We start from the raw sequence: 25,501 nt of genomic DNA, 5'->3' as shown, positions 1-25,501 counted from the left end.
ACCGAAACTTTGAAAACAAGGGAGATTTGAGATATGAAGGCAACCGGTATCGTCAGACGTATGGATGATCTCGGGCGAGTGGTGGTGCCGAAAGAGCTGCGCCGCACCATGAAGATCAGCGAGGGCACGCCGCTTGAAATTTTCATCGACAAAGACGGCAGCATCATCTTCCGCAAATACTCGCCCGTGGGAGAACTAAACGAAAGCGCCAAAAACATGGCGGAGTGCATCTCGGCGGCAAGCGGCATCGGCACCGCCGTGTGCGACCGCGACCGCATCATCGCAACGGCAGGCATCCCGAAAAAGGATTTGCTGGATAAGCCCGTCTCCAAGCAATTGGATGAGCTGATGCGCCGCAAAAAGGCATTCATCTCCTCCGGCGAGGACACCGTTTTGGCGGCGGAGGGCGGGCTGCGCACCGCAAACGCAGCGTTCCCCATCTCCTGTGCGGGCGATTTGTGCGGCATGTTCCTGCTCATTAAAGACGAAGACGCAAAGCCCGGCGAAACGCAGGAGCATTTGCGGCTCGGCAAGCTCGCGTCCGATTTTTTAAGCCGCGAAACAGTTGAGTAACATGGAAAGAGTCGCTGAAAGCTTTTGATCCAACTTTTTTCAAAGAAGTTGAAACCGAACTTCTCGTTCGGTTGTAGTTTCCAAAGGCAGCGCCTTTGGTCGAGCTCCGCAGAAAGCGAAATCTTTTTGCCGACTGATATAATTTATCCTCTCCCGGCTACGCCGGGAGAGGATTTCTCTATAATATGAAAAAGGTGCTGTGAGGTTCGTTAGCCCGCTGTATTTCTCCCTCAGTCAGCTTCGCTGGCAGCTCCCTCATCGGAAGAAGTCTGCTATATATTTCTCAAATCCTGCCGAATTCTATCCTTTTCAAAAGGAATTTGAAAGCTTATTGCAAAAAGCATTTTTTGGAATATACAACATGCATAAACTTTAAATACGCAAAATAGAATATCTGTATAAATTGCAATTCACCATTGCAATATCTGGCAATATGATATATAATTAAGAAGCAATCTCAAATTGAAATTGTAAATTATACATATAAGGGGTGTTTTCCATGAACACATATCCGGCTAAGAACATCATCAACGTTGCTATGGCAGGCCATTCCGGCGCCGGCAAGACCTCCCTCGCGGAAGCTATGCTTTATCTTGCAGGCGCATCCGATCGTCGCGGTAAAGTAGGCGAGGGCAACACGGTCTGTGATTCCGACCCGGAGGAGATCCGCCGCAAGACGTCTGTCTCCACGGCCGTGGCACCGTTTGAATGGAAAAATAAAAAGATCAACCTGCTGGACACCCCGGGTCTTTTCGACTTCCAGGGCGGTCTGTATGAAGCCGCACGCGCGGCAGAATCCGTTGTCATCGTGCTCGCAGGCAAAAGCGGCGTTTCCGTCGGTACGGAAAAGGCTTTTGCGGCAGCGGAAAAGCGCGGCCTGTCTAAGATTTTTTTCGTAAACGGCCTGTGCGATGAAGGTTCCGACTTCTATAAAGTGTTCGAAGATTTAAAGGCGAGCTTCGGCCCGTCCGTCTGCCCGATTGTTGTGCCGTATTTTGAGGACGGCAAGGCAGATAAATATATCAATATGCTGGAATATAAGGCGTACGATTACTCCGGCGGCAAGCCTGTACAGGTAGATATGCCGAACATGGGCGCCCGCCTTGAGGGTCTGCGTACCGCCATTTACGAGGCCGTCGCCGAAACGAGCGACGAGCTGTTCGAGAAATATTTCTCCGGCGAAGAATTCACGCCGGAAGAGGTTATCGTCGGTGTTTCCCAGGGTGTTAAAAGCGGCACCATCTCGCCCGTATTCTGCGGCGACGCTATGCTTATGCGCGGCATGGAGCAGTTTATGGACGGCCTTTGCTGGCTCGCCCCGAGCGCGGCGGATAAGGGCGCGGAAATCGGCGTAGACGTAGACGGCAACCCCGTTGAGATTTCCGTTAAGGAAGATGCCGCCACGGCTGCCATCGTCTTCAAGACCGTTGCAGACCCGTTCATCGGCAAACTCTCCTACGTAAAGGTGCTCTCCGGCAAAATCTCCACAGAGACTCCGCTCATCAACATGCGCACCGGCAACACGGAGCGCGTCGGCAAAACCGTCATGATGTGCGGCAAGAAGCAGGAAGATGTAAAAGCCATCACTGCGGGCGATATCGGCGCCATCCCGAAGCTTGCCGGCGTCAACACGGGCGATACGCTCTGCGCACCCGCACGCAAGGTCACACTGGACGGCATCGCATACCCCACCCCGGAGATGCGTATGGCCATCGTCCCGAAGAATAAGGGCGACGAAGATAAGGTCGCGCAGGGCATCATGCGTCTTGCGGAAGAAGACCCGACGATTCGTTTTGAAAATAACGCAGAAACCAAAGAAATGGTCATCAGCGGCATGGGCGAACAGCATCTTGATGTCATCGTCTCCAAGCTGAAGACGAAGTTCGGCGTAGATGTCACGCTGCGCAGCCCGCGCGTTCCGTACCGCGAGACGATCCGCAAGACCGTTTCCGTACAAGGCAGACATAAGAAGCAGACCGGCGGCCACGGTCAGTTCGGTGATGTGTGGATCGAATTTTCCCCCTGCGATGCAGACGGCTTGGAGTTTGCAGAGCGCGTTGTCGGCGGCGCAGTGCCGAAGGGCTTCTTCCCCGCCGTTGAAAAGGGTCTGCGCGAGTGCATCGCAAGAGGTCCTCTTGCCGGTTATCCGGTCGTCGGTCTCAAGGCGACGCTGTATGACGGCTCTTATCACCCCGTAGACTCCAGCGAAATGGCGTTTAAGACCGCTGCTTCCATTGCCTATAAAAACGGCATGCCGCAGGCGAACCCCGTTCTGCTTGAGCCCATCGGCGAATTGAAGGCTACCGTGCCGGACGCTAACATGGGCGATATCATGGGCGAAGTCAACAAGCGCCGCGGCCGCGTGCTGGGCATGTCCCCGGCAGAAACCGTCGGCTATCAGACCGTAGACGCCGAAGTGCCGATGGCCGAAATGTACGATTTCAGCACCTATGTGCGCCAGGTCACGCAGGGCAGAGGCAGCTTCACGTTTGATTTCGTACGCTACGAAGAAGCCCCGCAGAATGTTGCGCAGAAGGTTATTGAGGCCGCGAAAGCCAACGGCGAGATTGACTGAATAAAACCATGACAAAAAAGAGACAAAAGATACGATCAATCTTGATGTAATTCTCTTTAAATGCAGCAAAAGCATACGTGTGGTACGTAATCCATTCTAATTTCACGAATAAAACTAAGGCACAACCTACGGATTTTCCTCCGTAAGTTGTGCCTTTTTCTCAACTGTATCGTTCAAATGCTTCTTTACATAGAGTTAACCGCGTTCCGCCTCAAAATTGAAGCGGAACGCGGTTGCTTACTCTACACTGATTTTCAAAGGTGCCTGCATCTCTTTCCAGTCACCGTCACTCTTCGCCTTTGGAATTTTGCTTAGAGTGATAACCATGTGCCTTTCTCTGCGGACTCTACAATAGCATCCAGCAGGTGCTGGTTTGCCTGTCCATCCTGAATATTGGCAGCAAGACCATCACCGGTGCCATTCACAATGTCTGCAAAGGACTGCATCTGATCGGAGAAATACTGCTGCGGAATAGGCAGATGGTTGAAAACATGGGCATCGGCATTGATGTCTCCGGAGCAGACTTCAATTTCGTCAATTCCGGCAGGTGTGGCATCCAAGCTGTAGACAATGGCACCCTCACTGCCGTAAATCTCCATACGCTGATAGTTACCGCGGCCATAAGCAAATCGGGTAATCTGGAAGCTGACAGAAATCTCATCTTCCATATCCGCCATGTAGTTGCTGAAATCGTCCACATCTACTTTTCCGACGCCTTTGCCGTCCAGCAACGGACGCTCGTGTACGTAAGTACCGGTATGTCCCACAACACGTGTATATTCTTTGTTCGTCACAAATCGTACCAAATCCAAGGCATGGCTTCCCAGATCTCCCAGAGCACCTGTACCTGTTCTGCTCTTGACATAGCGCCATACTAAGGGGCAGTTGGCACGGGGCAATCCCCACGCCTGAAAATACTGCATATTCACGTGATAGACACGCCCGATCTTGCCCTGCGCAATCAGATCCTTGGCATAGCGGGCAGCAGCCTTGAATCGGTAGGAGAAGCACACCATATTCTTGACATTCTTCTCCTGAGCCGCCTTGGCCAGTATGTCTGCTTCCTCTGCGGTCAGGGTGATGGGCTTTTCCAGGTTAAACGGCTTGCCGGCTTCCACGGCAGCCATTGCCACCTTGAAGTGGGCGTCATTAGAGGTGCAGATATCCACTGCATCGACAATGTCACAGTTAACCAAATCTCGATAATCCGTAAAACGGTACTGCGGAGGAATCCCATACTTCTCGCCAACGGCTTCGAGCTTTTTCTCATCAATGTCGCAGATGGCCACCAAGGTCAAATCGGGACTCTTGGCAATACCGGGCTCGTGCACGCCGCCCCAGATGGCTCCTACGCCTACAGATCCTACGCGAATAACTTTCTTTTCCATGTTGATTACAACTCCTTTAAATTAAGTTATAAATTAAATAAAATTAATTTATTTTTTCCAGAATCATTGCAGAGAAGGGAGGAACTTCCACCACGGTGGCATTCTGAGCCCCTTCAAAGGCCTTTTCACTTAACAAATCGCGGACGTGATTTCCCGACAACGTGTAGTTTTGGGGACAATCTGTGTTGTTGATGACCGTCACCAGAAGCTCTTCCTGCAATTGGCGTTCCATAACAAACAAATCTCCCTGAGAACGGAATCTAACGGTTCCCTCCTGCAGTGCTTTTCTGGTTTTTCGCAACCGCATCAGCTTCTGATAGTGCGTCCGCAAATCCGTATTCCAATGAGATTCCTCCCAGTCGAACGCCTTACGGCAATCCGGGTCGTTCTCACCCGTCATACCAATTTCCGTGCCATAGTATGTGCAGGGCATACCTACAAAGGTGAACAGGAAAGCCGCCGCGTTTTTCAACCGCGCCGTATTCCCTCCGCTGACCGTAAGGAAACGGGCAGTGTCGTGGCTGTCCAGCAGATTGAGCATAGAGTCATTGGCTGCATCGGAATAGCGCATCAAATTTTCCGTGAGAAGTTCCTGAAAACGCTGAGGAGCCACTGCGCTCTTGGCAAAGTACTCCACTGCCGCGCGCTGAACACCATAGTTCATCACGCCATCGTACTGATCCCCCTGAAGCCACGCTTCCGAATTGCGCCAGAACTCTCCGATAATCAGTGCGTCGGGATTGATCCCCCGAACGGTCTCCCGGAACTCTCTCCAGAAATGGGAGTCCACCTCGGTGGCTACATCCAGTCTCCAACCGTCAATACCCATGCGGGTCCACTTGGCCACGGCTCCCAGAAGATATTCCTTCGCCTGAGGATTTTCCGTATTCCACTTGGGCATGCAGGCCGTTCTCAACTGTTCTTCAGATAAATTTTTCAAACCGGGGTGTCTGGGGGTATAGGGAGTGTCTCCGAAAGAATCAAAATTCAAAGGATCAAAACTCACCGGAAATTCTCGAATGTAAAACCAATCCCGGAAAGGGGATTCCTCTCCGTGCTCCACCACATCTTGGAACTGCCTAAAACCTCCGCCACAATGGTTGAACACGCCGTCTAAAATCACTCGGATGCCGCGCTTATGAGCCTGATTAATCAGCTCCACCAAATCGGATTCATCGCCAAAATGAGGATCGATGCGCGTATAGTCCACGGTGTCATACTTGTGGTTGGAAGTGGCTTCAAAAATCGGGGTCAAATACAGGGCGTTCACTCCCAATTCTTCCAAATAGGAAAGCTTTTGGGTAATACCCGGCAAATCTCCGCCCATAAAAATCTGTCTGTCCGGCGCGGTGCCCCAAGGCGCCACATTCTCCGGAGAAAGCTTAGGATTTCCGTTGCAAAAGCGCTCCGGAAAAATCTGATAGAACACCGCACTGTTGACCCAAGATGGCTTTTTATGGATGTCAATGCGGTTGATAAACGGAAAATGGAAGTTAACAAAGGCTGAAGATTCGTCCTCGTCTATGTTGACCAGTTCCGGCTTTGCGAAACCGCTGTCCCCATACAGCCACTGTTCGTCCCCCTTTTCCAAAAGGAAATAGTAGGCAACGCGAGGGTCATCTACCGGATACACATAAGAATAGTAATCAAACAGCTCGTCTGAACCTTCCACCTCCATGGGAACTTCCTTGCGGGTGTGCCAGAGGTATTTATTTCCAATGACCAAAGTCACTCGGTCCAAATCGCCCTTCCCTGCACGCAAACGAACCTTGAACTTTTCATAGGAAATGGGAAACGCATAATTGCTGACCGGATTGTGAAATATTGCCTCTCGATTCATGGAATCACTCCTTTACAACAGAATTTTAATCTGATCGGATTCTGCCAGCCGCGTGAACACACAGTCATTTCCGAAGGTACGCTCCGGCAGCAGGATCATTACATTGACGCTCTGGGAATCCACGACAAACTGGCGGCCGTGAAGCACACCGGGATTCAGCCGGACAAAGGTACCCTTGGGAACACGGAACGCCTCAATGGACGCAGGATTCACCTGAAAACTGGAAGGTCCCACAAATATATCAATGTCACCGTCCAGAGGAAGAATTTCCTCGCTGGTAAATCCATGGTATTCCACAGCGGTGATGATTCTCTCACACTGGGACACCCGTGCCACGCATACCGAGGCCTGCATTCTTTCATCTAAACGGAGTGTCGTCAGGTCCGGGATGAAGATATTATCCGCTCCGGCCATAGCATCCATCTGCTTGATATGGAGCAAATCCACAAAATCTCCATAGGGACGAAACGACTCCCGATCCAACGGTTTTGAAACAATCTCTCTCATGGCAATTTTTCCTTTCTAAGATTACAGGCTATACACGCCCTGTTCGTCCGCATCATCAAAAATCATTCCCAGATAACGGGCGGCTTCCCGCAGCACCTTTTTGTAGTTTCCGTAAATTCCACCCACATGATGGATATAAGGCCCAAACATCAGCTTCTCTTCCCACATCTTCCAGTTGTTCGTTTCGAACCACACATAGGTTCCGTTAGTTTCGGGTCCGTCTACTCCTTTGCCCTCACCGCCAAACAGATAGTACTTTCCGTCCACATCGTCGAAACGGCATACCGTAATGGGGCCCTTTTTCAGTTCAAACCGTTCCTGTCCCTGGACAAGTCGGGCAACACTGGAAGAATCCTTCAAGGAATACGGGAAGGGACCGCAATGCCATAGCAGCTCCGCGTTGTCGTTCTGCGGATGGCGAATGGTCAAATCCGCAAGGAAACAGGCCTCTTTGCCCAAGGTAACCGCCTGCAACATCGCCATGGTCACCGCTCCGTTGACATCCGTCTCACAGGAAACCGGCAATCCCTCATCAGACAGCTCGCCCAAAGCCATGCAGACAGGTGCGCCTAAAACTGTAACCGCGCTCCAACACTCCATCGCTCCGGCTGCACAGTGCTTTTCCTCCATCAGATCCTGAATGGCCAGTTTAGCTGCTGCGGCTCGCTCCACCGCCTCTTCCTTCATACCGGAAGCATCCATACGTTGCTTTACATTCGCCACATAGTCTTGTAATCTGGGAGAATTTTCACCGATCAACTGATCCATACGGGCTGCCACTGTGTTAGGAGATATCGGCACCACAGTCACACCCAATTTGGTTGCCAGATCTCCCTCATTGGCCGTCACACTCATAAACGGTTCCGGTCTTGCTCCAAACTTGGCGATTCGCAGATTTTTCACCGCCTTTATAACGGACACCACACGGATAAAGCTGTCAAAGCCATTGCGGAAATCCTCGCTTTCGGTCTCGCAGTTCCAAATATAACTATACTGCACTCCGAACCGGCGCATCACCTTGGTGCAGGCAAACATGCCGCACTGCGTATCTCTTCCTCGGCTTTCGTCGGTGTTCGGCCGCTCATCTCGAGCACCCCATACCAAGGTGGGTACCTTCATCGCCGCCGCTACTCCTGCGGCACACTGCTCTTCACCAAAATCGCAATGGGGAGTAAACAGCGCATCGATCTTTGCCCGGCGGAATTTTTCCACCACCTGCGTTATTTTTTCCGTTTCGAACAGTATTCCGTTTTCGCATATATCGTCAATATCCACCAGAGTGACCACATCCGGATGAATGCCGCGAATGACGGCCATAAACTTTTCCTTTTGCCGCTTGGCCTCCTCCATGCTCAAAAAGCCGCGCTTAGTAGGCGCTACGCCAATCACAATGTTCTGCTTTTTCATATCTGCAACTTCCTCCTGTAAAATTCTACACGCTGATCAATTTCTGTATAGTCGATTTCCCCGGTGCGCAAAAAGCGCTGCACCGTATTCCAATCGGGAATGCCGGCTCTGCCACCAATTCTGGTACACTTGATGCAAGAAACTCCCGTGGCAAGCCGAGCGGCTTCTTTGGAAGAAAGCCCGCGCAGCAATCCTACGGTATATGCGCCGTGGAACACATCTCCGGCCCCCACTGTATCCTGCACATCCACTGCAAAGGAGGGCATCTGAAAAAAGCCATCCTCCTCGCTGTACCCTACGCAGCCTTTTGCTCCTAATGTGAATACCACAATAGAAGGGCCCATTTTTTGGACCTCCCGGCAATTTGCTTCAAAGGCCTCCTCCTTCCCCCGGAAAAGCACCTTATAGAAGAATTCCGAAGCAATAAAAACGTCGATGATGCCGATATTCTCCATCATTTCCGATGAGTAGGAATCGGCGTCCACGATGATTTTGGCTCCCGCTTTCTTTGCCCGCTTGGCTGATTCCATTGCCACATGTGTGGCATGAGAGATAAAAAACCACTGACACCCCGTCAGAATTCGTTCCTCCATCTCCTCCAACGTAGGGGGATTTGCCGTGCCGGATCGGTACACGATACTCCGTCCCTGCGTCTCGCGGTCGCTGAGCACTATGGAGAGAGATGTCGTTTCTCCTTGGCGCGTTTTCATTCCGGATATGTCAATTCCATGACGTTCAAAATCCCGTAAGCAAAACTCGCCGTAGTCATCGCTTCCCACCGCACCCATCATGGCGCATTTAGCTCCCAATCTGGCTGCCGCCACCATGCCGGTAGCCACTTTTCCTCCGCCCTGCCAGCTCATAGCGTTTATCCCGGTTCCTCCGTTTGGCTTGGGAAACACATCCACATTCACTGCCAGGTCTACACAGGGCATGTCATAGCCCGCTATTTCAAATTCTTTTAACACAACTCTTCCTAAAGCCTCCTTTGCGTTAAGTTAACTAAAATGTAAACTTATTCGGATTAAGCAAACGCATTTTACCACGTACAAAATCTATAGCGTTTTCGGAAGTCTCCATCATCAGTCGGAACATGTCCCCGTTCTTTTCAGCCGGATCCCCATGCTGTACCACACCGTGATAGCAAGCTCGAAAATACTCAGTGGCTATGTTGAACTTGCTCATACCCAGGCGCACACTCTCCTGCAACTGCTCGGGAGGAATATCCGAACACCCATGCAGTACCAGCGGAATGGGCAGAGCGCTACGTAAAGAAGCAATACGATCAAAGTCCAGATTCGGGGTTTGCACATAGGCACCGTGCGCATTGCCCACAGCCACCGCCAGAGATCCGCAACCCGTGCATTTCACAAATTCCACAGCCTGCTTTACGTCGGTGTAATGATCGCTGTTGACGATGTCATCCAAATTGGCTCCCGAGCCCACATGACCCAGTTCGGCCTCTACGTCTACGCCAAACACCGCTGCTGTTTTCACAACCGCTGCTGTCAGCGCCATATTTTCCTCATACGGCAACGCTGAGCCGTCCACCATCACAGACGGGAAGCCATCCCGCACGCCGCTCACTGCTATTTCATAGCCGGCAGAATGATCCAGATGTACGCCGATAGGCACTGAAGATTTTTCTGCAAAATCTTTGGCGATAGCCGCCACATGTTTTAAGGAGATGTACTTGTCGAAGCCGGGATAAAACTGGATAATCACCGGAATTCGCTCCCGATTGGCCGCCTCAGCCACCCACTTAATCGTCTCGTAGTTGAACACGTTCACAGCAGCTACTCCGTAACCGTTTTCCGTGGCGTGGTGCAGCAGCTCATTTACTTTAACCAATGGCATTCTCTTTTCTCTCCTCTCAGTTTGTTGTCTCCGTATTGAAGAACAGTGTGTAATGGGGTAAGCCCTCCATAAAGCGTCTGCTAGCTCGGTCAATCACATCGTAGTCTTCCTTACTGAATTGCCAGCCGGCGGCTTTCAAATTTTCCTGAGCCTGTCTTCCGTTTTTCGCTCCGACAATCGGTGCCGTAATCCCTTGGGTTTGCAGCAGCCAAGCAATGGCGCCTTGGGCCGGTGTTTTGCCATATTTCGCACTGATCTGTGACAGCACATCCGTCACTTCCAGACACCTATCGTAGTTTTCCGGCTGGAACAGGGCCGCTCGAGCGCGTCCGTCCGTGAACACTGCGCCTTTTTGGTACTTTCCCGTCAGCAATCCCTGAGCCAGCGTACTGTAAGGAATCACCGAAATCTCCTGCTTTCGGCTAAACTCCAGCAAGGCTTCATCGTATCTCCACAGCAGGCTGTAGCAAGGCTGAATCACATCTACCTGTCCAAATCGCATAGCCGCCTTCATCTCTTCCAGAGAGAAGTTAGACAACCCGATCGCTCGAATTTTGCCGGCCTTTTTCAGTTCTTCCATGGTCTCCATTCTTTCCTGAATGGTAACCTCTTCCTCCGCTACCGGATAGTGTAAAAAGTAAACGTCCAAGTAATCGGTACCCAAGCGCTGAAGGCTGTCTTCGCAGGCTTTAATCATCTTATCGTGGGACATAGAGGGCTTGAACACCTTGGAGATGATTCGCACCTTGTCCCTGCCAATCCGGCGGGCAGCCTCGCCCACCACTCGCTCGGAACGGCCATCGCCATAAATTTCGGCCGTATCAAAGGTATTCACACCATTCTCATAGGATACTTCCAACGCCTCCAAAGAGCTTTTGTCCTCTGTTGCGCCAAAATAATCTCCTCCCATGGCCCAGCAACCCAGAATGAGCTCCGAGACCAGTACATCACTTTTCCCAAGTTTCTTATATTCCATTTTAAAATTCCTTTCTCCAATATGCTGTCTATGTTTTGGCAAAATTCCGGTTAGCCGTCTCGATCCTGTTTCGGTGAGACATGATAGTACTGCTTGTACGCCCTGGAAAAGGTATACACGCTTTCATAGCCAACCAGTTCTGCCACCTCCTTTATTTTGATTGCGGGATCTTCTTCCATCAACCGCTTGGCCTCTCGCATTCGGACAGACAGAACATATTCCGAAAAGCTTTGATGAAGCTGCTCTTTAAACACACGGCTAAAGTAGCTGTAACTCATGGAAACCATCTCGGCCACTTCGTCCATGCTGATATCGCGGTTGTAATTATTCTGCACATACTGCTTTGCTATGGAAAGAATATGGGCATACTTGTTTGTAGCGGTCTGCACAGCCGCCTCCATCTGCTTCAAAACCTTCTGCAGGTATTCTTGCATTTCATTTAAACTGGCAAATCTGCTAAAGTGGGGAAACGCTTCCAATTCCAGATGATACGCAGAAGCCATCTCCTGAACCTGAGACTCCCAATACACATAAAATCGTCGAATCTCCTTAGGAAAGGGCTGCTCCTGAAAAAAATCCCGACAGAAGATTTTTTGAAGCAACTGATAAAGCTCAGCAAAATTTCTGCTCTGAAAGGCCGAATGAATCCGGGCTTGAAACCGCGGAAACCGGCTTTGCTCCGTAGCCGCTTGAGCAGAGGAAAACCGAAGGTCGAACGGCTCCAGCATGCGACAGGCCATGGTGTACCGTGCCTCTTTATAAAACACAGGATACTCCTCCAAACGCGTAAACGGTCGACTCACTGCAAAACAGGGCCGTCCCGCCCCCTGCCTGACACAGGACTCCTGACACGTTTCGATGTACGCTTTTACAATGTCCTCCCGGCTGCTTTCGGTATTCAACAGCATAACTGCGTCTTGCGTTACATTGCGAAAAAAGAATACCGCCACATCCTCCGACGATTCCTCGGCAAAGACTTTCTCCGCCCGGAAATCGAATTCTCCTTCCCCGCCAAAAGGCCATGCAACCCAGAACACCGGATGGGGAAATTCCACCGGGGGCTTGCCGGTTTTACCCGCGAGTAAGCCGTTGAGCCAGTTTTCCAGTACCTCCCGGTCGTTGCCGTTTCGGAGAGATTGCGCCTTCCGGCGGCGAAGATTCTCCTGACACTTGAGCAGCACTTCCTGAATTTGCACCAGCTTTACGGGCTTGAGCAGATAATCCACCACTCCGCTGCGGAGAGCACTCCGCATATACTCGTAATCGTCATGGCCGCTCAGAATCACCACCTGAATCTCCGGGAAAGCCTCGTTTACCTTGTCCGCCAGCTCCAGACCCGTCTGATAGGGCATTCGAATGTCGCTGATCAATATATCAACGGACTTTTCCTGCAAAATCCCCCACGCCTCTTGGGCCGAGTGGGCTATCAGCGTCTCTTGAATTCCTAACTGGTTTTCCCTGTCAATCATCTCTATCTTTCGTCGCATGGCTGTGCACAAAAGGGGATCATCATCCACTACCATCACTGTAAGCATCTGCATCCTCCGCTTTTCTGTCAAACTCTCCGTCTTACTTGGACAACACCGGCGAAAAGCACACCCGTTATAAGACAGCTTTTTGCGTTTACCTTTTCTGAAAAAACTGCTATAATGTTTGTAAAATAAACATACTGGTATACTTTCCCTCCCGACTCCTCAGTACCAAACGATCATTGGAATGAGAAAAAATCTGAAGTCGATCATTGATATTATCCAGCCCAATTCCATGCTCTTTCTGATGACGCAGAGCTATGGCATCATAGGGCTGAGAGAATTTTTGATTCATCTCCTCCACTTGTTTCAGACTCATTCCCCTGCCGTTATCCCGTACACGAAGAATCATTCGGTCACCCATCTTGCGGGCCGTGATGATAATTTGCCTTTTCTCCTCCGGAGCCATCCCGGTAAACCCATGCTCAAAGGAATTCTCCACAATAGGCTGAAGCAAAAAGCGGGGAATAATGATCTGCCGAAGCTCCTCCGGGACATGAATCCGCAGCTCCACGCTGTCCCCATACCGGCACTTCTCCAGGTTCACGTAATTAATCACATGCTCCAGTTCCTTCTCCAAAGGAAGCTCTGTGCTCGTCATGGTGTTATAGCGGATCATCTGGGCAAAGTCGCAAATGTAATCCGCCGTTTCAAACTCTCCGTCCAAAGTCAGCTTTCCGGCAAACATGTCCAAGGTGTTGTAGATAAAGTGAGGATTGATCTGAAGCAGAAGAGCCTTTAACTGAGCGTCTTTATATGCGGTTTCCTTTTGGATATTCTCCTGCATCAAGACGCGCATTCTGCCCAAGACACGGTTGAATTGATTTCCAATCACTCCAATTTCATCCTGACGTTCTACCGCTAACTCCCCGTTGAAACCGGATTCGGCAATGCGCTCCATCTCATCTCCATACCTCTGAAGACGAGAGTTGATGGAGCGAATCATGGAAAAGAACAGAGACAAAAACAGTAGCGAAAGAAATCCCACGAAGATTAAGATGAGCAGAGAACTCTGCTGCAAATATCCGTGTTCCGACACTGGCAGCGCCACACCCACGCGCAGAGGAACCCGCTGAATCTCGGTGGAAAAACACCGCACAGATTCTTGAGAACCTGCGGTTTGCGGGAAACGGAAATCAGAATTCAGCGTTACATTGCTGAGTTTAGGTCGGTTTTCCTCATCCAGTAGGAATAGGGCCACACCATTCTGTTGCGGCATTCCGAACTCTGGGAACAACTCGTCCACGCGCATTTTGGCCAAAAGATACCCCTGATTTTTATATACCGAGGAAACAATGGGACAAAGGTAGTACAACACATCTTTTCCGTCTATCTCCGCATGATACCAAGTGGCTTCCCTTCCGTTCTCCAACAGCTCGGTGGGAATACTCTTCGGAACAGAATCATAATGGTACACCGCGCTGTAGCCCTCCGGGATGGTAGTGTTCTTCGTCAGTAAATAGACGCGTTCCAGAGGCGGTGACACCGCATTGCTCGCTCCCTGCAGCAACGGCATCACAGTTTGCGTGTACTCCTCGTGAGAGACGGCACCATTGTAATCGTGAGACAGAAAAGCAATCAGATTTTGATTGCAGGACAACACCTGCATCAACATTTCCACATGATCCATTTTTTCGTTCACATCGCTGACTACCATGTTCAGCATATATTGCCCATCCTGCGCCAGCTGATGTTCATAGTGCGACGCAACCGAGGCAAAACTGAACACCGACAGCAAGGTAAACGGTAGAGCGATGAGCCCCAAAAATCCAAGAACCATTTTGTGCGCTAGTTTCATCCGACTCAGCCACTGTTTCACTTTTTTCTCCTTTCCTATCATCAAAAAACCGGCATTAAAATCTCAAACTCAGTTTTTATAAAACTTACATAAAAAACCTCTGGACATTTTGAGATTGTTAGTTTATTATGATATAGTATAACAAGTATAGCAAAAAATGTCAATTTTTCCTATCGACTCGTAGTCGACACAGCTATACTCCAAAAGAAAGGAATTGCCATGGATACTCCACACAACGATAAACAGCGCAAAAGCTTATTTCCCTATAAGCTTGCTCAAACGCTTGTCGGATTGATTGCCGTATGTTTTCTTATTTTCTGTATTCGCTCACCCTCAACTTCCAGTCCCTCTCCCTTTCAGACGACATCCTCCGAGAAAGAAACCGCTTTGAAATGGATTTTCATAACACCTTATGGCGAGACGGATTCCTCCTATGCTAACCTGTTTCTCTCCCAAGAGGATTGCACCGAATTGGCCGGAACACCTGTGGAACTCTCCTTTTGCACCATTGAAAAATATTTGAACATGACAGCATCGGGAATCTCTGCAGATGTGGTCACCTGTTGGTACACCGATTCCAACTTTAAACGATTGGAAACAACCGGAACTACCTGGGCTCTGCAGGACTTGCTGGACAAGGAAATCCCCGGCTTTACCCTGCCCGAAAACTTTATCCGGTGGTGCGGAAATTTTCAGGGAGATGTTTACGCCTATCCGCATACCGGAACCATTCTCTCTGAGGATACCTCTATCAAGTCTGCCTCCGCTATGATTGGCCGCAAGGACATTCTGGAAAAGATTCACTGGGATAGTCAGCAGCCCCTGTCCAAAGCGTATTGCTTGGAACAGCTAAAAGCCGTTCGGAAAGCCTATCCGGAGTTGATTCCCTGCTACGTGGAGCTTCCCAGTCTTCAACAGATGTTTGGCGTCACCGCCGATACCGGCACTGCGTGGGAGGATCCTTTTTTTCACCCCGGTACTTTGGAGTCACTGGAGTTTATGAACACCCTGTTCCGTGAGCGGCTGCTTTCCCGCGATGTATTCACCCTCAGTCAGGAGTCCCTGCTCAGACAGTTGCAAAACGGCGAGATCTTTTTGGCGGCTTCCCCCTCGCTGGGCAAGCTGCTCTCCCTGCTCCCGGAAAGCCACCCAATTTGGGAACAATATGAAATCCTCTCGCCCATCCTCTCGGATTCCGGACGGGAACCGGCACTCAGCAACAATTTCGAGGAACAATACGTCTCCACCTTGTTTGTTAAAAGCAGCACACAAAGCCAATTCCAAGCCAGACTGTTGGCAGCATTTTATCTGCAAAACATGGAGCCTTCTCCTGAACAGAAGAACGCTTTGGAGCGCTCCGGGCTTGGAGATTTGCTCAAGAATGCAGAACCGATGAAATCTATCGGCATTGACAGCCAGTACACTGTTCCGATCATTCACTATGAAATCCTGTTTTCCCTCTACTCCAACACACGTCTGGCTACGGCAGACGAACGAAAACAGAAATTTCTGGAAAATCAGATCGTGAATTTGGTGGAGGATTGTTCTGCCGATGAAATCGCGCCGACCTACGCTCGTTTGGTCAGTGAGTTGCAAAGAGGAGACTATAAGTTACTGGACACCTGGAAAAAGCAGCAGTACCAAAAAGCGATATCTATTTTGCAGGAGTGAACCTGATTTTTTCGAATTCTCTTGCCGGGAAATAATTTTTCAGATAAAAAGTGCGCCTTCCAACGGCTGATGCTGATGAAAGGCGCGCTTTCGTTATCCCTGCTTCCCGCGCAAGAACCTTGGCCTTTTCACATTGGTTCCTTAGTTAAGAGATATTAAGAGAGAAACACATCTGCTTTTTAGGAGATGCTCTTCTGGTCGTGAAGCCCCTGAACACTATGTTCCATCTCTCCCTTAACGGGCATAATGGGTGCGGGATTTCCAAAGGTGGTATTGGGGAAACGGATGGGCGCTGCCCACTTCACCGCATTGATAATCACCTTTTGAATTTCCGGCTGATGATAGATGGGGAACACCTCATGGCCCGGACGGAAGTAGAAAATCTTTCCTTTTCCGCGATGCCAGCAGCAACCGCTGCGGAACACTTCTCCGCCTTCGAACCAGCTGATAAACACCTGCTCATCCGGCTGGGGAATATCAAAGCGCTCACCGTACATCTCCTCGTGCGGAATTATAATTTTCTCGTCCAGACCGTCTACAATGGGATGACTGGGATCTACAACCCAAAGGATTTCCTTCTCGCCGTCCTCACGCCACTTCAATTTCCAGGAATCCGTTCCGCACAGCTTCCGGAAGATTTTAGAGGCATGGCCGGAATGAAGAACGATAAGGCCCATTCCTTCCAGAACACGATTGTAAACGCGATCCACAATCTCATCCGACACTTCCTGATGAGCCATGTGACCCCACCAAATCAACACATCCGTATTGTCTACAACCTCCTGAGTCAGTCCGTGTTCCGGCTCTCGCAGCGTGGCGGTTTTCACATCCATACCGGCTTCTTTCAGAAAGTCTGCGATGCAGCCGTGAATACCCTTGGGGTACACCTCAGCCACTTCCGGGAATTGAACCTCATGAAGGTATTCGTTCCAAACAGTTACTCGAATTGCCATTTTAAAAAAACTCCTCTCATATCATGAATTAATCACAGGGTAGCCATTTTTCTTCTTCCGCAGAGCGGATAATTACGTCCAATGCATGCTGAATGCGGCAGCCGTCTTGAATGGTGGCAGCCATGCCATCGCTGCACCCGTTGAGAATATCTGCAAAAGACTGCATCTGATCGCACTGGAAACGCTGGGGAATGGGAAGTTTTGTGTAGATTCCGGATCTGTCATAGGGGTAGCCAAAGCAGACCTCTAATTCATCTACACCGGGAGTAACATCCAAGCTGTACACCAAACCGCCCTTGCTCCCGTATATTTCCATACGCTGGTAATTTCCTCTGCCATAGGCAAATCGGGTGACAGAGAAATTTGCCGAAGTCTTTCCATCCATCTCCATCAAGTAATGGCAGAAGTCATCTACATCTACCGGACCGTATCCTTCGCCCTCTTCCAGACGGCGCTGGGTCACATAAGTATCCGTATGTCCCACAGCCTTCCGGTAATTTTTACCGGTGACAAAACTTACCAAATCCAGAGCGTGACAACCCAAATCGCCCAGTGCGCCGGTTCCGGTCAGCTTTTTTTGATATCTCCAAGAACGGGGCAAATCATAGGAAGGACCGCCGCCGCCCTGCAGATACTGCATGTAAACGTGATAAATATCGCCTAACATTCCCTTCTCCACCAATTCCTTGGCGTAGCGGGCAGCAGCCTTAAAGCGGTAGGAAAAGCACACCATATTGGGAATCCCTTTTTCCTGTGCGGCTTTGGCCAAGATGTCGGCCTCCTCCGCTGTTAAGGTGACAGGTTTCTCCAAGCAAAACGGTTTTCCGGCTTCAATAGCTGCCTTGGCCACCTCAAAGTGGGCGTTGTTGGAAGTGGAAATGTCAATCACATCCACATCCGGGCAAGCAATCAAATCGTGATAATCCGCAAAGCAGTGATCTTCTCGAATACCGTATGTATTTCTGGCGTACTCCATGCGCTCAGGCTTTAGATCGCACACGGCCACAAGTTCCAGATCCGGGCTTTTGTGAATTCCGGGAAGGTGAACGCCTCGAGAAATTCCACCAATGCCTACACTTCCCACGCGAAATACTTTTTTCTCCATGAAACTCCTCCAACACTATCTGTTGTTCTCCATATTTGATTTCTTGAATTTTCGATGAAAGCAAGGCAAGACCTGAAGGCCGGAACAGCCTTCAGGTCTTGCTCGAAAGCTTTCCTAAAATCTCAACAAATCAATATTTGTCCATTAGGCCGCGTTATTGTAAACATCCAGAGCTTCCTGATAAATCTCCATTAAACGCTCCAGGCCCATTTGGTTCAACTGATCCACATAGGCATCCCACTGCTCGTCGATGCCGCCGTTGACAATCCAGCTAGCCCAGGTCTCGTTAACATACTTGTAAATGTCCACCGTCAGAGAAGAAATCTCTTCGGACTGTTCAGCGGTGTAGTTCACAACAGGATAGGGCTTTGCCACAAATTCCTTCATCATCTCGTCTTCCTTCAATTTAGCGCCGTCGCCGCTATTCTCGGGAAGAGTGATCTTCGCTTCAAACTCGGGGGTCACATACTTCGGACCGTAGTCGCGAGGAGTAATCTCCCAGTACCACTGGTCACCGTTCTTCCCTTCGGGAGGATCCAAGAAGGTAATGTTGCCGTCCTCGTCCTTATTCAACGCCACACCGTAGGGGCCCCAGTAAGACTGGACAGAAATGTCATCGGTAGAGAAGTAATCCGCCCAACGCATAGCCACTTCGGGATGCTCACAAGCGGTGGTAATGGTATACTCGTTGCGATGATAAATGATGATTTCATCGTTGCCGCGGATGTAGCGGTCGCCGTTAGGACCGGCCAGCGGAAGCATCGGAACATATTCGTCCGAATGAGGCTGAGTAGCAGAGGAGGTTTCCCAAGCGATACCGGTACCTACCAGAGATACATCTGCGTTTTTCATTTTTGCGTCGGACATGGAACCATCCTGCGTGATGAACTCCGGATCCATAATGCCTTCTGCGTATAACTTATGGAAGAAAGCAACTGCTTCCTTATAGCGCTCGTCAGCCGGAATGAAAACAGGCTTCAGCGTCTCCTGATCCAAAGCCAGGAAGTTCTCCTGCAAGCTGTCCGTGAGGCCCCAGGGGTTGATGTAGCGGATCCAGTCAAACAGATTCGTCTTAGCGCTGCCGGTCAGAGGAATCTCGTCGTTCGGATCACCGTTGCCGTTGGCGTCCTGCTCCTTAAAGGCCTTCAGCACTTCGTACCACTCGTCCACGGTGGTGGGCATTTCCAGGCCCAAACGATCCAGCCATGCCTTGTTGATAAAGGGCGTATCGCAGCCCTTCGGACGCAGAGGCTTCTTACCGGGCAGAGTATAGATATGGCCGTCCGGATTGGTAACCATCTGACGCATAGTGGGCTCTGCCTCCCAAGCTGCCTTGATGTTGGGGCAATACTTTTCCACATAATCTTCCAGCGGAATGAACATGTCAAGGTTGGTGGCAATGTCATTATCCTTCAGAGCATTGTCTCCGAAGAATACGTCGGGCAAATCACCGCTGGCCAGCAAGAGCGACTTCTGCTCAGACCAGTCCGCATCGCCTGCGTACTGCCAGTTGATCTTGACGTTGGTGTCCTTTTCCATCTGCTGGAACATGGCGTTGTCTTTAAAATCCATCGTATTGGCGCCTTTGACGTAAAGGAAAGTTAACTCCACGGGTTCTTTGACAATAGGCAAGCCCGTCTCATTGAAGTTATCGTCCCCTGCTGCAACCTCACCTGAAGTGCCGCCACTTGTCTGTTTCTCACTGCTAGAGCTGCTGTTGCCACCGCCGCCACAGCCTGCCAGCATGGAGGTAACCAGGGCCAAACAAATCAGGCTTTTTCCTAGCTTTGTCCACTTTTCTTTCATGTTTGCATCTCCTCACTATAGGATTTTTTATTTGACGGTGAAATCCTCAGGGTATATTCCCAAGGTAACGTCACAGAGTAATTTGGGGAGAAAACTCACCCCTTGATTGCGCCGATCATTACGCCCTGACTGAAATATTTCTGTACAAAGGGATACATGCACATAATCGGCACGGTGGTAATGATGATAACGGCGTATTTCATCAAATTTGCCAAACGCATAGCCTCCTGAGCAGCCATGCCGTCACCGGCACCCACCAAAGACTGGTTCGTGATCAGGATATTTCTCACCACCAGCTGCAGCGGTTTTAAGTTCTCGCTGCGTACATAAACCAGAGCATTAAAGTAAGAGTTCCACTGCGCCACGGCAATGTAAAGAGCAATTACAGCGATTACGGCTTTGGAGAGGGGAAGAGCGATGGAGAAAAAGAATCGCAGGTTCCCACAGCCATCAATCTGTGCTGCATCCAACAAATCCTTTGGCAAGCTGGAGTCAAAAAATGTTCTGGCCACAATCATGTTGTACACCATTACGGAGAAAGGCAAAACCATAACCCAGAATGTGTCATATAAATGAAAATCTCGAATGGTGAAGTAAGTAGGAATCAAGCCGCCGTTAAAGAACATCGTGAATATGAAATAAAACGTGATTAACTTGCGGCCTACCAGATCTCTGCGAGACAGAGAGTATGCTGCAGAGATGTTGACAATCAGGCCGATGGCTGTTCCCACTACCGTGTAAAGGATGGTGTTCCAATAACCCATCCAGATACTCCCGTGACGCAACAGCTCTTTATATCCGTCCAGCGTGAACTGGCTGGGCCAGAACCACACGTTGCCGTTAGACACTTCAGAAGGGTTACTAAAAGACGCAATGATGATAAAGTAGAGAGGATACGCAATCAGCAGCAAGATCAAGCCGCAGATTCCGTACAGAATAATGTTGAAAACAACATCTGCCTTGCTCACTTTTTGTGATTTATGTATTGTTTGTGCGCTCATAATGCATCCGCCTCTTTTCGCTAAAAATTTTCAGTCCGTACATTCTCCGCTTACCACAAACTTGTGTCTCCAAGTTTTTTGGAAAATCCGTTGACCAGAATTAACAATACAAAGTTAATAACGGTGTTGAACAGGTTTACTGCCGCAGAAAGGCTGTACTGATTGCTGATCATACCGATTTTGTATACATACGTGGAGATTACTTCGCTGATACTGGTGTTCAACGGGTTCTGCATGAGATACACCTTTTCGAATCCCAGATTCATCACATTGCCTGCACGCATAATCAGCAGGATCACTGCAGTAGGAATCAGGAAAGGCACATCAATGTGCCACAACCGTTGGATCTTGCTGGCACCATCCACCGTTGCCGCCTCGTACAAAGAGGGATCCACCGCTGCCAGCGCCGCAATGTAGATAATGCTGTCCCAACCTGCGTGTTGCCACACATCACTCCACACATAGACGTGCTGAAAGGCGCTCGCCTCTCCCATGATGTTGACCGGATTCTGAACGCCAAGCACCCGGGCCAGATTTCCGTAGATTCCGTTGCTGGGGGAAAGAAGGATTAACATTATGCCCACCATAACCACTGTGGAAATAAAGTGGGGCAGATAGGTCACCACTTGCAAAACCTGCTTGAAGCGTTTCACCCGGATCTGGTTGACCATCAGAGCTAAAATAATAGGGAACGGAAAGCCTGCAATCAAGCTATACAAGCTCAAGCTCACCGTATTCCAAATCAGGTTTTTAGATTGGAATGAGTTAAAGAATTTTTGAAAATTCGCAAGTCCCACCCAAGGGCTTCCCTGAATTCCCTGTGAAGGAGAAAAATCCTTGAACGCAATTTGCACGCCGTACATGGGCAAGTAGGTGAAGCAAAACAGCAACACGACCGCCGGAAGTAACAACAAGTACAATCCCCAATTTCGTTGAATCCCTCTGCCAGCTCGGTATAGCTTATACCGCCAACCCGACCGCTGTCTTCCCATTGGATTTTCTGTCATAACCCTCATCTTCCTTTCTCCATTATCTCTGACAAAGCTTTCACTTGTCAAATTGGATGTTGTGGCAATATTATAAAGCGTAAGTCCTGCAAACAAAATGGCTGAATTTATGATTGTTTACCACTTTTTATCTACTTTCACCCGATATTTATTCGAATTTGATAAAAGTCTTTTAAAAGGAGTACCTTTCCCGCCCGAAAGCACTCGTTTTTCGCCTGTGTTTTAACTGTCAAAAGCCATCGGCTGAGTCAGAGATTTGATTCTTGCTTTTCCTTTTTGTACAACTGCGGCATTTCCGTTTTTTCTTTCTTGATATAAAAGGGTCCTTTCCCGCGTCAACGTCAGCAAAAAAGATGGCTTTCGGCTGAGAATTTTGCTTCCGCGAAACAACAGCTCCCCCTTGTGTAAAGCCGGAAGATAGACAAAAGAAGAATATGGTTTTAAGTGAGGACTCAACCAATGGTCGGTTGTTTTGCTCTTTGCTTTTTGCTATTGTAAGGATGAATTTAACACTGACGGAGCGCTTCATTACGTAGCTACCCAACCTATGGGGAAATAGGTGTGTAAAAACAGACAGTAAAAGACAGCCGTGTTCCCTTCAAGGCAAGGGAATACGGCTGTCTGGTTGAATTTATAGATTCTAAAGAAGATTTTTATTCGAAAACAGGTACACGTTTTACCACGCCACCGTCCATGGCAGATTGGTGAGCGCAGATTCCTACACCGGTCCAGTAGGCGCCGTCAATATCGCTGGGAACCGGGGTTCGATCTTCCAGAATGCTTCGAACAAACTCGTGGACTAGATGAGGATGAGAACCACCATGGCCACCGCCTTGCAGGAACGATAGATGGGGATTGCTGTCATCATACACTGTTTGTTTGGTGAAGCGCCCAATTTCCGCCGGTAAACGATCTGCATAGTCGGGGATTTGGATACGTTCTTCCGTCACAAGGCCGCCTCGACCGTAATCGTTCATAACATGTTCAGCATTTGCACCAAGCGCCATGGAGAACAGTACCGGTTGTTCCGATTCTAACTGCTGCCATTCAAAGCTTTTTCGTTCACCATATATGTTGAAACTTTCAGTGTAGCCTCGGGCTACGTGGTAGAGGAACCGAGCCATTTCAATGCTTACATCACTGTCTTTTAGGGAGATCAGAGCTGACTCAAAGGCATATGGACAACCATAGGGAGCTTCCACTTCTTTACGTACTCTGCCGGAGCCCTTGCAATATACGGTTTCCGGACGCTTACCTAGCAACATCAGGCAAGGCGCTACCGCGTGGGTAGGATGCATCAGCGGAGGAAAGCCCAACCAATAGTCCGGCCATCCTTCCATATCTTGATAATGCGCGCAGCGCATGAACTGTATTCTGCCCAGCTCTCCTTTTTCGTAAAGGTTCTTCACATACAGAAACTCTCGACCATAGACGGAGGTCTCCATAAACATATAGTGTTTCCCGCTTCTTTTTCGAGCATCGATGACTTGGTACAATTCATCGATACTCATTCCCATCGGGATGGTACAGGCACAGTGCTTTCCGGCGTTCATCACCTGTATAGATAGGGGAGCATGAGTAGCAGGCGGTGTTACCAGATGGACGGCGTCGATGGTTTTATCTTCCAACATGGCATTAAAGTCCGTCAAGCGTTCTTCCAGAAGAAACTTATCGCCAACCGCATTCAGCAGTTTTTCATTCGTATCCACTAACACCAAAGAATCTACGTCCGGGTGTTTCAGATAGATGGGTATAAATTCCGCGCCGAAGGAGACTCCTACGAGCGCCACTCTTAATTTACCGTTTTTCATATTGTATCCCTCCTAGGATTCTTTGAAATGATTATACAGTGTATCCGAAAAAAAGTCTATGGAGAGAATGAAAATGGTATGGAATAAACGAAACTATTTATTGAATTATTGTCTGGCTCCTTTTAGGCAGGCATATCATAAGATCATTTTACTGGAAAAGGCAGATGTTCAACCATGGATATAAAACAAACCGATCTCTACTGGTTTCAGTTAAACGAGGAGATTCGCGTGGAGGATGTCGATAAGTTTAGCGGCAATAATATGCATCCGGATAGAATGATGACGCAGTGGGTACTGGTGTTGATGATCAGCGGAGAACGCTCTTTCCGTGTTTACGGTGAGAATTACGTCGTTCATAGCGGCGAATTTTTCCTGTTGCCTCCTTACGTGCAGCATTGCGGGCTTCAATATGATAATCATGCAGCCTATTTTGCTCATTTTCAGGCAACAGGTATTCAGATTCCACCGCCTGTAAAGGTAGATACCAATCATATTTTGCTTCCGTTACATGGGCAGATTCCTCTGGAGCTACCCTGCTTTGATCTGATGGAGTACGCGATTCAGCACCGAACATTGCCTTTTTCAAGCAAAAATTTTTTATCATCCCAAATTCAGGCGATTCTGTACCAGATTAGTTTCGCTGTGCAAAAAAGAGAGCTTTGGTGTAATTTGGAAAGCAGACTGGCCTACCGAATCTTACAATATATTGATGACAACAAAGGCCAGCACTTGAAAAATCGGGATTATGAGGATACCTTTGGGAAAACATACAACCGTCTAAATACTATATTCCAAACAGTATATGGTATGACGATCAAACAAATGCAGGTAACCTTGCGTGTCAACCAGGCAAAGCGTATGCTCAGGTCCGGCTATACTATTTCTGAAACCAGTACAGCCTGTGGGTTTGAGGACTATTTCTACTTTTTGAAAGTGTTCAAAAACAAAACGGGGATGACACCATCCGAATATAAAAATTCCTGATCAAATCGGTAGTAACTGTGATTCCAATGGAAATTGTTTTATCAAGCCGCCGATTTGGTTCTAAAAAACGTTGCATTGTACTCACGAATAATAACACTTGTCCATTTTTAGGCAAAAAATAAGAGGATGTAACTGAAATCAGTTACATCCTCTTGATATGGGGTGGAAGATGGGATTCGAACCCACGGTCTCCAGTGCCACAAACTGGCGCTTTAACCAGCTAAGCTACATCCACCATATGGCGCGCCAAAAGGGACTCGAACCCCTGACCTACTGCTTAGAAGGCAGTTGCTCTATCCAGCTGAGCTATTGGCGCATATCTCTTTATGCCGCCCAAGGCAATCGTCCCTTTTCTGCGGGTTGGAGCGGGTGATGGGAATCGAACCCACACGACCAGCTTGGAAGGCTGGGATTCTAGCCATTGAACTACACCCGCATATTCTGCGACACTGATGATTATAGCACAGAAGGTTCCGTTCGTCAACCTGTTTTCTTCTATTTTTTCGCATATTTTTCGCGCCGGGCACCCTTTTTATTCCCGACGACGGGAAGTTTTCAAATTTTGCTTTCGTGTGTGAAACCGCCATACAAACTCCCTTCCGCTTTCAAAAGAAAAATCGCGCAGAAAATTGACAATTCGTTGACAATGCGCGCCCTTTTGTGCTACGATAATACTGTTCGCCGAGACAAACTCCCGAACGATTTCCGCGGCG

General features: G+C 49.1%; 19 protein-coding genes and 3 tRNA genes. 4 read left to right on the top strand and 18 right to left on the bottom strand.

The features are described from left to right. Positions 1-33: 33 nt before the first annotated feature. Positions 34-573 (top strand): stage V sporulation T C-terminal domain-containing protein, encoded by a 540-nt coding sequence (locus ACI0CA_RS00945; RefSeq protein WP_177717085.1) that lies wholly within the window; start codon positions 34-36, stop codon positions 571-573. Positions 574-1,072: 499 nt separating this feature from the next. Continuing rightward, on the top strand, positions 1,073-3,148 hold the full coding sequence (locus tag ACI0CA_RS00940) for an elongation factor G (protein ID WP_418931823.1): 2,076 nt from the start codon (positions 1,073-1,075) through the stop codon (positions 3,146-3,148). A gap of 311 nt (positions 3,149-3,459) precedes the next feature. Here ACI0CA_RS00940 and ACI0CA_RS00935 read toward each other — a convergent pair whose 3' ends face one another. The 9 genes from ACI0CA_RS00935 to ACI0CA_RS00895 all read right to left on the bottom strand — a co-directional run bounded on the left by ACI0CA_RS00935 (position 3,460) and on the right by ACI0CA_RS00895 (position 14,471). After that, positions 3,460-4,536 carry a Gfo/Idh/MocA family protein gene (locus tag ACI0CA_RS00935; protein WP_412605787.1) on the bottom strand — a complete coding sequence of 359 codons (1,077 nt, stop codon included), beginning with the start codon at positions 4,534-4,536 and terminating at the stop codon, positions 3,460-3,462. Positions 4,537-4,579: 43 nt separating this feature from the next. Next, the gene (locus ACI0CA_RS00930; protein ID WP_308449940.1) at positions 4,580-6,376 is read right to left on the bottom strand and encodes a glycoside hydrolase family 13 protein; all 1,797 of its coding nucleotides are present in this window, start codon (positions 6,374-6,376) and stop codon (positions 4,580-4,582) included. 12 nt (positions 6,377-6,388) lie between these two features. Then, complete coding sequence (locus tag ACI0CA_RS00925; RefSeq protein ID WP_446806619.1) at positions 6,389-6,883, bottom strand: ureidoglycolate lyase; 495 nt, start codon at positions 6,881-6,883, stop codon at positions 6,389-6,391. A gap of 21 nt (positions 6,884-6,904) precedes the next feature. Beyond that, positions 6,905-8,290: an L-fucose/L-arabinose isomerase family protein gene (locus tag ACI0CA_RS00920; protein WP_446806620.1), complete on the bottom strand. Its 1,386-nt coding sequence runs from the start codon at positions 8,288-8,290 to the stop codon at positions 6,905-6,907. Further along, positions 8,287-9,258: a carbohydrate kinase family protein gene (locus ACI0CA_RS00915; protein WP_446806621.1), complete on the bottom strand. Its 972-nt coding sequence runs from the start codon at positions 9,256-9,258 to the stop codon at positions 8,287-8,289. The genes ACI0CA_RS00920 and ACI0CA_RS00915 overlap by 4 nt, the downstream gene beginning before the upstream one ends. Positions 9,259-9,292: 34 nt before the next feature. Next, positions 9,293-10,147 carry a ketose-bisphosphate aldolase gene (locus ACI0CA_RS00910; protein WP_446806622.1) on the bottom strand — a complete coding sequence of 285 codons (855 nt, stop codon included), beginning with the start codon at positions 10,145-10,147 and terminating at the stop codon, positions 9,293-9,295. A 16-nt stretch (positions 10,148-10,163) separates the two neighbouring features. After that, positions 10,164-11,123: an aldo/keto reductase gene (locus ACI0CA_RS00905; protein ID WP_308449944.1), complete on the bottom strand. Its 960-nt coding sequence runs from the start codon at positions 11,121-11,123 to the stop codon at positions 10,164-10,166. Between the two features lie 50 nt (positions 11,124-11,173). Further along, positions 11,174-12,646: a response regulator gene (locus ACI0CA_RS00900; RefSeq protein ID WP_446807022.1), complete on the bottom strand. Its 1,473-nt coding sequence runs from the start codon at positions 12,644-12,646 to the stop codon at positions 11,174-11,176. Positions 12,647-12,767: 121 nt separating this feature from the next. Then, positions 12,768-14,471, bottom strand: coding sequence for a sensor histidine kinase (locus ACI0CA_RS00895; protein WP_412358718.1), 1,704 nt, complete (start codon positions 14,469-14,471; stop codon positions 12,768-12,770). A 198-nt stretch (positions 14,472-14,669) separates the two neighbouring features. Between ACI0CA_RS00895 and ACI0CA_RS00890 the strand changes: the two genes are divergently transcribed. After that, the gene (locus tag ACI0CA_RS00890; RefSeq protein WP_446806624.1) at positions 14,670-16,121 is read left to right on the top strand and encodes a hypothetical protein; all 1,452 of its coding nucleotides are present in this window, start codon (positions 14,670-14,672) and stop codon (positions 16,119-16,121) included. A 179-nt stretch (positions 16,122-16,300) separates the two neighbouring features. Here the strand turns inward: ACI0CA_RS00890 and ACI0CA_RS00885 are convergent, their stop codons facing one another. The 6 genes from ACI0CA_RS00885 to ACI0CA_RS00860 all read right to left on the bottom strand — a co-directional run bounded on the left by ACI0CA_RS00885 (position 16,301) and on the right by ACI0CA_RS00860 (position 23,804). Continuing rightward, a complete protein-coding gene (locus tag ACI0CA_RS00885) occupies positions 16,301-17,074 on the bottom strand; it encodes a ThuA domain-containing protein (RefSeq protein WP_177717058.1) in 774 nt (257 codons plus the stop codon). Positions 17,075-17,102: 28 nt separating this feature from the next. After that, positions 17,103-18,179 carry a Gfo/Idh/MocA family protein gene (locus tag ACI0CA_RS00880; protein WP_177717056.1) on the bottom strand — a complete coding sequence of 359 codons (1,077 nt, stop codon included), beginning with the start codon at positions 18,177-18,179 and terminating at the stop codon, positions 17,103-17,105. A gap of 144 nt (positions 18,180-18,323) precedes the next feature. Continuing rightward, positions 18,324-19,751 carry an extracellular solute-binding protein gene (locus ACI0CA_RS00875; RefSeq protein WP_418541005.1) on the bottom strand — a complete coding sequence of 476 codons (1,428 nt, stop codon included), beginning with the start codon at positions 19,749-19,751 and terminating at the stop codon, positions 18,324-18,326. 329 nt (positions 19,752-20,080) lie between these two features. Continuing rightward, positions 20,081-20,986 carry a carbohydrate ABC transporter permease gene (locus tag ACI0CA_RS00870; RefSeq protein ID WP_446806625.1) on the bottom strand — a complete coding sequence of 302 codons (906 nt, stop codon included), beginning with the start codon at positions 20,984-20,986 and terminating at the stop codon, positions 20,081-20,083. Positions 20,987-21,036: 50 nt separating this feature from the next. Further along, the gene (locus tag ACI0CA_RS00865; RefSeq protein ID WP_446806626.1) at positions 21,037-21,993 is read right to left on the bottom strand and encodes an ABC transporter permease; all 957 of its coding nucleotides are present in this window, start codon (positions 21,991-21,993) and stop codon (positions 21,037-21,039) included. A gap of 653 nt (positions 21,994-22,646) precedes the next feature. Beyond that, a complete protein-coding gene (locus tag ACI0CA_RS00860; protein ID WP_446806627.1) occupies positions 22,647-23,804 on the bottom strand; it encodes a Gfo/Idh/MocA family protein in 1,158 nt (385 codons plus the stop codon). A gap of 174 nt (positions 23,805-23,978) precedes the next feature. On the opposite strand from ACI0CA_RS00860, the gene ACI0CA_RS00855 reads away from it, so the two are divergent. Continuing rightward, the gene (locus ACI0CA_RS00855; protein WP_412605813.1) at positions 23,979-24,788 is read left to right on the top strand and encodes a helix-turn-helix domain-containing protein; all 810 of its coding nucleotides are present in this window, start codon (positions 23,979-23,981) and stop codon (positions 24,786-24,788) included. Positions 24,789-24,946: 158 nt separating this feature from the next. Here ACI0CA_RS00855 and ACI0CA_RS00850 read toward each other — a convergent pair. From ACI0CA_RS00850 to ACI0CA_RS00840, 3 genes are all read right to left on the bottom strand, one after another. Beyond that, positions 24,947-25,023: transfer RNA gene (locus ACI0CA_RS00850), tRNA-His, on the bottom strand. A 4-nt stretch (positions 25,024-25,027) separates the two neighbouring features. Beyond that, positions 25,028-25,104 (bottom strand) — tRNA-Arg (locus ACI0CA_RS00845). Positions 25,105-25,149: 45 nt separating this feature from the next. Beyond that, positions 25,150-25,224 (bottom strand) — tRNA-Gly (locus tag ACI0CA_RS00840). Positions 25,225-25,501 lie beyond the last annotated feature (277 nt).

The sequence above is a fragment of the Hominenteromicrobium mulieris genome, from assembly GCF_046197855.1.
Lineage (GTDB): Bacteria > Bacillota > Clostridia > Oscillospirales > Acutalibacteraceae > Hominenteromicrobium > Hominenteromicrobium mulieris.
The sequence above is the reverse complement of the archived record's forward strand: the minus strand, read 5'-3'. Positions and strand labels throughout refer to the sequence as shown.

Coding starts and splice junctions, on each gene's coding strand:
- ACI0CA_RS00900 (WP_446807022.1), bottom strand. CDS start 12,646: ATGGTAGTGGATGATGATCCCCTTTTGTGCACAGCCATGCGACGAAAG.
- ACI0CA_RS00885 (WP_177717058.1), bottom strand. CDS start 17,074: ATGGCAATTCGAGTAACTGTTTGGAACGAATACCTTCATGAGGTTCAA.
- ACI0CA_RS00910 (WP_446806622.1), bottom strand. CDS start 10,147: ATGCCATTGGTTAAAGTAAATGAGCTGCTGCACCACGCCACGGAAAAC.
- ACI0CA_RS00855 (WP_412605813.1), top strand. CDS start 23,979: ATGGATATAAAACAAACCGATCTCTACTGGTTTCAGTTAAACGAGGAG.
- ACI0CA_RS00930 (WP_308449940.1), bottom strand. CDS start 6,376: ATGAATCGAGAGGCAATATTTCACAATCCGGTCAGCAATTATGCGTTT.
- ACI0CA_RS00935 (WP_412605787.1), bottom strand. CDS start 4,536: ATGGAAAAGAAAGTTATTCGCGTAGGATCTGTAGGCGTAGGAGCCATC.
- ACI0CA_RS00860 (WP_446806627.1), bottom strand. CDS start 23,804: ATGAAAAACGGTAAATTAAGAGTGGCGCTCGTAGGAGTCTCCTTCGGC.
- ACI0CA_RS00890 (WP_446806624.1), top strand. CDS start 14,670: ATGGATACTCCACACAACGATAAACAGCGCAAAAGCTTATTTCCCTAT.
- ACI0CA_RS00920 (WP_446806620.1), bottom strand. CDS start 8,290: ATGAAAAAGCAGAACATTGTGATTGGCGTAGCGCCTACTAAGCGCGGC.
- ACI0CA_RS00945 (WP_177717085.1), top strand. CDS start 34: ATGAAGGCAACCGGTATCGTCAGACGTATGGATGATCTCGGGCGAGTG.
- ACI0CA_RS00905 (WP_308449944.1), bottom strand. CDS start 11,123: ATGGAATATAAGAAACTTGGGAAAAGTGATGTACTGGTCTCGGAGCTC.
- ACI0CA_RS00875 (WP_418541005.1), bottom strand. CDS start 19,751: ATGGATTTTAAAGACAACGCCATGTTCCAGCAGATGGAAAAGGACACC.
- ACI0CA_RS00880 (WP_177717056.1), bottom strand. CDS start 18,179: ATGGAGAAAAAAGTATTTCGCGTGGGAAGTGTAGGCATTGGTGGAATT.
- ACI0CA_RS00940 (WP_418931823.1), top strand. CDS start 1,073: ATGAACACATATCCGGCTAAGAACATCATCAACGTTGCTATGGCAGGC.
- ACI0CA_RS00870 (WP_446806625.1), bottom strand. CDS start 20,986: ATGAGCGCACAAACAATACATAAATCACAAAAAGTGAGCAAGGCAGAT.
- ACI0CA_RS00925 (WP_446806619.1), bottom strand. CDS start 6,883: ATGAGAGAGATTGTTTCAAAACCGTTGGATCGGGAGTCGTTTCGTCCC.
- ACI0CA_RS00865 (WP_446806626.1), bottom strand. CDS start 21,993: ATGACAGAAAATCCAATGGGAAGACAGCGGTCGGGTTGGCGGTATAAG.